The sequence below is a fragment of the Streptomyces sp. NPDC049577 genome, assembly GCF_040675635.1.
In the GTDB taxonomy this organism is placed as follows: Bacteria; Actinomycetota; Actinomycetes; order Streptomycetales; family Streptomycetaceae; genus Streptomyces.
The window spans coordinates 1-6,947 of the sequence record NZ_JBFAPH010000332.1 but is presented as its reverse complement, the minus strand read 5'-3'; the positions used below and the strand labels follow the sequence as shown (position 1 = coordinate 6,947).

General features: G+C 69.4%; 9 protein-coding genes. 8 read left to right on the top strand and 1 reads right to left on the bottom strand.

Translation table 11 applies throughout. The features are described from left to right. Nucleotides 1–229: ATP-binding cassette domain-containing protein (locus AB0K09_RS27370; RefSeq protein WP_366068078.1), on the bottom strand; the 229-nt coding region annotated here is incomplete at its 3' end. Between the two features lie 237 nt (nt 230–466). Between AB0K09_RS27370 and AB0K09_RS27365 the strand changes: the two genes are divergently transcribed. The 8 genes from AB0K09_RS27365 to AB0K09_RS27330 all read left to right on the top strand — a co-directional run. Next, nucleotides 467–1,216 (top strand): helix-turn-helix domain-containing protein, encoded by a 750-nt coding sequence (locus tag AB0K09_RS27365; protein WP_366068080.1) that lies wholly within the window; start codon nt 467–469, stop codon nt 1,214–1,216. Beyond that, nucleotides 1,213–2,634 carry a Fe-S cluster assembly protein SufB gene (gene sufB, locus AB0K09_RS27360; protein WP_366068077.1) on the top strand — a complete coding sequence of 474 codons (1,422 nt, stop codon included), beginning with the start codon at nt 1,213–1,215 and terminating at the stop codon, nt 2,632–2,634. The genes AB0K09_RS27365 and sufB overlap by 4 nt, the downstream gene beginning before the upstream one ends. A 62-nt stretch (nt 2,635–2,696) precedes the next feature. Then, complete coding sequence (sufD, locus tag AB0K09_RS27355; protein ID WP_366068076.1) at nt 2,697–3,887, top strand: Fe-S cluster assembly protein SufD; 1,191 nt, start codon at nt 2,697–2,699, stop codon at nt 3,885–3,887. Next, nucleotides 3,884–4,219, top strand: a complete 336-nt coding sequence (locus tag AB0K09_RS27350; protein WP_366068075.1) for a bifunctional 3-phenylpropionate/cinnamic acid dioxygenase ferredoxin subunit — start codon at nt 3,884–3,886, stop codon at nt 4,217–4,219. The genes sufD and AB0K09_RS27350 overlap by 4 nt, the downstream gene beginning before the upstream one ends. Before the next feature lie 7 nt (nt 4,220–4,226). Beyond that, nucleotides 4,227–4,991: a Fe-S cluster assembly ATPase SufC gene (sufC, locus tag AB0K09_RS27345; RefSeq protein WP_366068074.1), complete on the top strand. Its 765-nt coding sequence runs from the start codon at nt 4,227–4,229 to the stop codon at nt 4,989–4,991. Between the two features lie 88 nt (nt 4,992–5,079). Then, nucleotides 5,080–6,339: a cysteine desulfurase gene (locus AB0K09_RS27340; protein ID WP_366068073.1), complete on the top strand. Its 1,260-nt coding sequence runs from the start codon at nt 5,080–5,082 to the stop codon at nt 6,337–6,339. A 14-nt stretch (nt 6,340–6,353) separates the two neighbouring features. Further along, on the top strand, nt 6,354–6,809 hold the full coding sequence (gene sufU, locus AB0K09_RS27335) for a Fe-S cluster assembly sulfur transfer protein SufU (RefSeq protein WP_366068072.1): 456 nt from the start codon (nt 6,354–6,356) through the stop codon (nt 6,807–6,809). After that, nucleotides 6,806–6,947, top strand: a 142-nt coding sequence (locus AB0K09_RS27330; RefSeq protein ID WP_366068079.1) for an iron-sulfur cluster assembly protein, incomplete at its 3' end; no start/stop codon positions are given. The genes sufU and AB0K09_RS27330, both read left to right, overlap by 4 nt.

Genomic DNA, 6,947 nt, shown 5'->3' with positions numbered 1-6,947 from the left:
CGCGGACCGTGCCGGCGTCGGGGCGGCGATAGCCCTCGCAGACCTCGACGGTGGTGGTCTTGCCGGCCCCGTTGGGGCCGAGGACGGCGGTCAGCCCGCCGGCCGCGACGGTCAGATCGAGCCCGTTCACCGCCGTTTTCGCGCCGTACCGCTTGATCAGGCCGTGCACCTCGACCACGGGCTGCCGGCCGGAGGCCCGGGGGGTGTCCCCCGGAAAGACGCTGCGCATGCCGGGAAGTCTACGAAGTCCGGGCCGCCCCGGATCCCGGCGGGGTGGGCGGAAAGTCCCGGGGCCCATGGGGCTTAGGTAACCCTTAGTGACTGAAACCACCACGGTGCGCTCCAACGAGGCTTGTCGCCACTCCGGCAATTACGCAACAATGGTGTTGTGAAATACGCGAGCCAGGCCCCGCAGCGGCGAACGGGGGGCGACCCGGAGGCTGAGTACTCCGGCGCCCGCGCGTCCGTGCCCGCGGCGTCCGTGCCCGCGCGCGAGGAGGCGCGCGGTCACGACGAGCAGCGCGGCACCCGCAACCGCGTCGCCCGGTCGATCCTGGATCACGGCCCGTCGACCGCCGCGGAGCTGGCGCAGCGCCTGGCGCTCACCCAGGCGGCCGTGCGCCGGCATCTGGACACGCTGGTCGCCGAGGGCGTCGTCGAGGCCCGCGAGAAGCGGGTGTACGGCGCCCGGGGCCGCGGCCGCCCCGCCAAGGTCTTCGCGCTCACCGACTGCGGCCGGGACGCCTTCGACCAGGCCTACGACGAGCTCGCCCGGGACGCCCTGGACTGGATCGCCCGGTCCGCCGGCGGCGGCGAGCAGGGCGAGGCGGCCGTGGCCGCGTTCGCCCGGGCCCGCATCGCGGCCCAGGCCGAGGGCTGGCGCAAGGCCCTGGAGGCCGCCGCCCCCGAGGCCAAGGCGCAGACCCTGGCCCGGGCATTGACCGCGGCCGGGTACGCTGCTACGGCGCGTAGCGCGCCCCAGCCCCGGCAGGGGGAGCAGCTGTGCCAGCACCACTGCCCGGTCGCCCACGTCGCCGAGCGGTACCCCCAGCTGTGCGAGGCGGAGACCGAGGTCTTCTCCCGCCTGCTCGGGACCCATGTGCAACGTCTGGCCACCATCGCCCACGGCGACGGGGTGTGCACGACGTTCATCCCCCAGAGCACCCATACCAAGACCACCGCATCCACCAGCACGGCCGGGAGGAACCCCGCATGACTCTCCCCACGGAGACTGCCCACCCTGAGCTCGAGGGGCTGGGCACGTACGAATACGGCTGGGCCGACTCCGACGTGGCCGGTGCCGCCGCCCGGCGTGGCCTCTCCGAGGACGTCGTCCGCGACATCTCGGCCAAGAAGTCCGAGCCCGAGTGGATGCTCAAGCTCCGTCTGAAGGGCCTCCGGCTCTTCGACAAGAAGCCCATGCCCACCTGGGGCTCGGACCTGTCCGGCATCGACTTCGACAACATCAAGTACTTCGTGCGCTCCACCGAGAAGCAGGCCGCCACCTGGGAGGACCTGCCGGAGGACATCAAGAACACCTACGACAAGCTGGGCATCCCCGAGGCGGAGAAGCAGCGCCTGGTCGCCGGTGTCGCCGCGCAGTACGAGTCCGAGGTCGTCTACCACCAGATCCGCGAGGACCTGGAGCAGCAGGGCGTCATCTTCCTGGACACCGACACCGCGCTCAAGGAGCACCCGGAGCTCTTCCAGGAGTACTTCGGCACCGTCATCCCCGCCGGTGACAACAAGTTCGCCTCGCTGAACACCGCCGTGTGGTCGGGCGGCTCCTTCATCTACGTCCCGCCGGGCGTGCACGTCGACATCCCGCTCCAGGCCTACTTCCGCATCAACACGGAGAACATGGGCCAGTTCGAGCGGACCCTGATCATCGTCGACGAGAACGCCTACGTGCACTACGTCGAGGGCTGCACCGCGCCGATCTACTCCTCCGACTCGCTGCACAGCGCCGTCGTGGAGATCATCGTCAAGAAGGGCGGCCGCTGCCGCTACACGACGATCCAGAACTGGTCGAACAACGTCTACAACCTGGTCACCAAGCGCGCCGTGGCCTACGAGGGCGCGACCATGGAGTGGGTCGACGGCAACATCGGCTCCAAGGTGACGATGAAGTACCCGGCCGTCTACCTGATGGGCGAGCACGCCAAGGGCGAGACCCTGTCCATCGCCTTCTCCGGCCAGGGCCAGCACCAGGACGCCGGCGCCAAGATGGTCCACATGGCGCCCAACACCTCCTCCAACATCGTCTCCAAGTCGGTGGCGCGGGGCGGCGGCCGCACCTCCTACCGCGGTCTCATCGAGATCGGCGAGGGCGCCCACGGCTCCAAGTCCAACGTGCTGTGCGACGCGCTGCTGGTGGACACCATCTCCCGCTCCGACACCTACCCCTACGTCGACGTCCGCGAGGACGACGTCTCCATGGGCCACGAGGCGACCGTCTCCAAGGTCAGCGAGGACCAGCTCTTCTACCTGATGAGCCGCGGTCTGTCCGAGGACGAGGCCATGGCGATGATCGTGCGCGGCTTCGTGGAGCCGATCGCCCGTGAGCTGCCGATGGAGTACGCCCTGGAGCTCAACCGGCTGATCGAGCTGCAGATGGAAGGCGCCGTCGGCTGACCCCGATCCCGCCCGAAGCCGCAGCGAACCCTTTGTGACAGGAAGAGAGCACGACGACAGCCATGGCTGACAACACTCCCGCCGGCAGCACGACCGACGGCGCCATCCAGGTGGGCGGGCCCCGGCAGCCCATCGACGCGCGGGTCAGCGCCCCCGCCTCGTACGACGTGGCGGACTTCCCCGTGCCGCACGGCCGTGAGGAGGAGTGGCGGTTCACCCCGCTGGAGCGCCTCCGCGGTCTTCACGACGGCACAGCCGCCGAGAAGGCTGTGGACGGTGGCGGCGTCAAGGTCGAGGTGACCGCCCCCGAGGGTGTGACCGTGGAGACCGTCGGCCGCGACGACGCGCGGCTCGGCAAGGCCGGCAAGCCGGTCGACCGGGTCGCCGCCCAGGCCTTCAGCTCCTTCGAGAAGGCCTCGGTCGTCTCGGTCCCCAAGGAGACGGTGCTCGCCGAGCCCGTCCGCATCGCCGCGCACGGCGAGGGCGGCGTGGCCTTCGGCCACCTGGTGGTCGAGGTCGGCGCCTTCGCGGAGGCCGTCGTCGTCATCGACCACACCGGCGACGCGACCCTGGCCGCCAACGTCGAGTACCTCCTCGGCGACGGCGCCAAGCTCACCGTCGTCTCCGTCCAGGACTGGGACGACACCGCCGTGCACGTCGCCCAGCACACCGCGCTGGTCGGCCGGGACGCGTCCTTCAAGTCCGTGATCGTCACCCTCGGCGGCGACCTGGTCCGCCTCCACCCGCGCGTCGTCTACGGCGCCCCGGGCGGCGAGGCCGAGCTGTTCGGTCTGTACTTCACCGACAACGGCCAGCACCAGGAGCACCGTCTCTTCGTCGACCACGACACCCCGCACTGCCGCAGCAACGTCGTGTTCAAGGGCGCGCTGCAGGGCAAGGACGCGCACGCCGTCTGGATCGGCGACGTCCTCATCCGCGCCGAGGCCGAGGGCACCGACACCTACGAGCTGAACCGCAACCTCGTCCTCACCGACGGCGCCCGCGTCGACTCGGTCCCCAACCTGGAGATCGAGACCGGTGAGATCGTCGGCGCCGGCCACGCCTCGGCGACCGGCCGCTTCGACGACGAGCAGCTGTTCTACCTGATGGCCCGCGGCATCCCCGCCGAGGAGGCCCGCCGACTGGTCGTCCGCGGCTTCTTCGCCGAGCTCGTGCAGCAGATCGGCATCCCCGAGCTGGAGGAGCGTCTCATCGCCAAGATCGAGGCGGAGCTGGAGGAGTCGGTCGCATGAGCGCATTCGACGGTACCCATTACCAGCGCGCCTGCGGGCTGAGCGAGCTGGAGGAGGACACCCCCAAGCGGGTCGAGCTCGACGGCATCCCGGTGGCCGTCGTCCGTACCGAGGGCGAGGTGTACGCGATCAACGACATCTGCTCGCACGCGAACGTCTCCCTCTCCGAGGGCGAGGTCGAGAACTGCCACATCGAGTGCTGGCTGCACGGCTCCAGCTTCGACCTCCGCACCGGAAAGCCCGACTGCCTCCCCGCGACGCAGCCCGTCCCCGTATACCCCGTCAAGATCGAAGGGGACGACGTGCTCGTCTCCGTCACCCAGGAGTCCTGAGTTCCCCATGGCAACGCTTGAGATCCACGACCTGCACGTCTCCGTCGAAGCCGAGAACGGCCCCCGGGAGATCCTCAAGGGCGTCGACCTGACCGTGAAGCAGGGCGAGACCCACGCCATCATGGGCCCCAACGGCTCCGGCAAGTCGACCCTGGCCTACTCGCTCGCGGGCCACCCCAAGTACACGATCACCGGCGGCACCGTCACCCTCGACGGCGAGGACGTCCTTGCGATGTCCGTCGACGAGCGCGCCCGCGCCGGCGTCTTCCTCGCCATGCAGTACCCGGTCGAGGTCCCCGGCGTCTCGGTCTCCAACTTCCTGCGCACCTCGGCCACGGCCGTGCGCGGCGAGGCCCCCAAGCTGCGCACCTGGGTGAAGGAGGTCAAGGAGACCATGGAGCGTCTCCAGATGGACCCGGCCTTCGCCGAGCGCAACGTGAACGAGGGTTTCTCCGGCGGTGAGAAGAAGCGCCACGAGATCCTCCAGCTGGAGCTCCTCAAGCCGAAGGTCGCGATCCTCGACGAGACCGACTCCGGCCTGGACGTCGACGCCCTGCGCATCGTCTCCGAGGGCGTCAACCGCGTCCGCGAGACCGGCGAGGTCGGCACCCTGCTGATCACCCACTACACGCGCATCCTGCGCTACATCAAGCCCGACTTCGTGCACGTCTTCGCGAACGGCCGCGTCGTCGAGTCCGGCGGCGCCGAGCTCGCCGACAAGCTGGAGAACGAGGGCTACGAGGCGTACGTGAAGGGTGGCGTATCCCTGTGAGCGACGCACGCGAGGCCACCGGCCCGCAGGCGTCCCGCGACCCGCAGATGCGCCTCGCGGGCGGAGAAGCGAACGAAAGGGGTGCGGCGTGACACTTCAGCTGCCGGGTCTCCTCGACACCGACGCGATCCGCAAGGACTTCCCGATCCTGGACCGCGTGGTCCACGACGGGAAGAAGCTCGTCTACCTGGACAACGCGGCGACCTCCCAGAAGCCGCGCCAGGTGCTCGACGTCATCAACGAGCACTACGAGCGGCACAACGCCAACGTCCACCGCGGCGTGCACGTGCTCGCCGAGGAGGCCACGGCGCTGTACGAGGGGGCCCGTGACAAGGTCGCGGCCTTCATCAACGCGCCCAGCCGCGACGAGGTGATCTTCACCAAGAACGCCTCCGAGTCGCTGAACCTCGTGGCGAACATGCTCGGCTGGGCCGACGAGCCCTACCGGGTGGACCGCGACACCGAGATCGTCATCACGGAGATGGAGCACCACTCCAACATCGTGCCGTGGCAGCTGCTGGCGCAGCGCACGGGCGCGAAGCTGAAGTGGTTCGGCCTGACCGACGACGGCCGTCTCGATCTGTCGAACATCGAGCAGGTCATCACGGAGAAGACCAAGGTGGTCTCCTTCGTCCTGGTCTCGAACATCCTGGGCACCGTCAACCCCGTCGAGGCCATAGTCCGCCGGGCGCAGGAGGTCGGCGCGCTCGTCGTCGTCGACGCCTCGCAGGCCGCTCCGCACATGCCGCTGGACGTCCAGGCGCTCCAGGCCGACTTCGTGGCCTTCACCGGCCACAAGATGTGCGGTCCGGACGGCATCGGCGTCCTGTGGGGCCGCCAGGAGCTGCTGGAGGACCTGCCGCCCTTCCTCGGCGGCGGCGAGATGATCGAGACCGTCTCGATGAGCTCCTCCACCTACGCCCCGGCGCCGCACAAGTTCGAGGCGGGTACGCCCCCGATCGCCCAGGCCGTCGGCCTCGGCGCGGCCGTGGACTACCTCACCTCGATCGGCATGGAGAACATCGCGCGCCACGAGCACGCGATCACCGAGTACGCCATCCAGCGGCTCCAGGAGGTCCCGGACCTGCGCATCATCGGTCCGGTGACGGCCGAGGACCGCGGTGCCGCGATCTCCTTCACCCTCGGTGACATCCACCCGCACGATGTGGGCCAGGTGCTGGACGAGCAGGGCATCGCCGTGCGCGTCGGCCACCACTGCGCGCGGCCGGTGTGCCTGCGGTACGGAATTCCGGCGACCACGCGGGCGTCGTTCTATCTGTACTCCACGCCCGCCGAGGTCGACGCGCTGATCGCGGGCCTGGAGCACGTCCGGAACTTCTTCGGCTGACGAGGGCTGCGACAGTGAAGCTTGATTCGATGTACCAGGACGTCATCCTGGACCACTACAAGAACCCGCACGGGCGGGGCTTGCGGGACGGCGACGCCGAGGTACACCACGTCAATCCGACGTGCGGCGACGAGATCACGCTGCGGGTGCGGCTCGACGGCGAGACGATCGAGGACGTCTCCTACGAGGGCCAGGGCTGCTCCATCAGCCAGGCCAGCGCCTCCGTGCTCAACGAGCTGCTGGTCGGCAAGGGCCTCGACGAGGCCCTGCGGATCCAGGAGACCTTCCTGGAGCTGATGCAGTCCAAGGGCCGGATCGAGCCGGACGACGCGATGGAGGAGGTGCTGGAGGACGCGGTGGCGTTCGCTGGCGTCTCCAAGTACCCGGCGCGGGTGAAGTGCGCCCTGCTGAGCTGGATGGCGTGGAAGGACGCGACGGCACAGGTGCTGTCCGAGAGGAAGACCGCATGAGCGAGAACGCAGAGGCCACGACCAAGCCGGCCACCGAGGAAGAGGTCCGCGAGGCGCTCTACGACGTCGTCGACCCTGAGCTGGGCATCGACGTCGTCAACCTCGGCCTGATCTACGGCATCCACATCGACGACGCCA